Below are 937 nucleotides of genomic sequence, written 5' to 3'. Positions count from 1 at the left end.
GGGGCCTTCTTCGACCACTTCTTCAGGCAGTATTCCGCGTAGTATTCCTCGTAGCCCCAGTCGTTGTCTCCGACTTCGTGGAAGTGGGTATCGCCCGACGCATCGGCCAAGGCGTCGAGGACGACGAAGTGGATGAGGGTGCCACGGTAGCGTTTGTACTCTCGCTGATCTTTCCACCACGGTCGCGCCCATCCGCTCTGTCCGTCGTAGCGATCTCGCCACCCCTTCAACGCCTCGTCCTTCTCGGGGTCTACCCGTAGCTCCTCGATGGTGGTTACGGAGGGCATCGGCGGAATATCGGACCCTGGGAGGTAGTATAGACGGATGCTGTCACCGTCGTGATCTACTTGTGTCCGTGTGACTTGAGATGTCTGCGAAGCAGGCTTCTCAACGTCCGCAGTCTGTGACTGCGGTTCTTGGGACGTATCCATTAGGTGTATTTTCGTGTGTCAGATACAAAAAGATTGTGCGTCATTTGCCTTTCAAGTACCGCTTTCCGAGTGCGATTGAGGTAATCGCTGCCAACGTCTCGGTGGAGGGTTCACCGAAGTACAGCAAGATCGCCCCGATGACGACCAAGGCGATGATGTCGGTGACGTTGTCGAGAACTTTGTCAGCGAGCGATGCTTTCTGTGTGGTGTTGGCGTTGGAAGTGCTCATGTCGGGTGTTCAGTAGATGGTTTCCACGCTGTGCGCTATGGACGAAGGATTCCGTCGAGTCGTGGATCACGGACCCCGCGAAGGTACGTCCACTCCGAGCGTGGATCGTCATTGGTGTCCCACGTTGGACGGTAGTGACGCGGCCATGGACGGGTGAGATCCCACGTCGGGGTGTGTGGGTACGGGTGAATCTCGTAGTGGCCGTACAGGTCTGTCACAACGCGTCCTGTGTCGTTGTCAACGCGTTCGAACAGATGAACGTGGTACTGACCCTCCC

At 57.0% G+C, this 937-nt stretch carries 2 protein-coding genes; both read right to left on the bottom strand.

Annotated features, from left to right (window positions below; genetic code table 11):
* Positions 1–431: hypothetical protein (locus EXE42_RS15955; RefSeq protein WP_137706953.1), on the bottom strand; the 431-nt coding region annotated here is incomplete at its 3' end.
* A 40-nt stretch (positions 432–471) separates the two neighbouring features.
* Positions 472–660 (bottom strand): hypothetical protein, encoded by a 189-nt coding sequence (locus tag EXE42_RS15950; RefSeq protein WP_137695005.1) that lies wholly within the window; start codon positions 658–660, stop codon positions 472–474.
* Between the last annotated feature and the right edge of the window lie 277 nt (positions 661–937).

This window comes from Halorubrum sp. SP3 (assembly GCF_005435195.1).
GTDB lineage: Archaea > Halobacteriota > Halobacteria > Halobacteriales > Haloferacaceae > Halorubrum > Halorubrum sodomense.
Note: the sequence above shows the minus strand (reverse complement) of the source record. Positions and strands in the feature narration are given on the sequence as shown.

Coding starts and splice junctions, on each gene's coding strand:
- EXE42_RS15950 (WP_137695005.1), bottom strand. CDS start 660: ATGAGCACTTCCAACGCCAACACCACACAGAAAGCATCGCTCGCTGAC.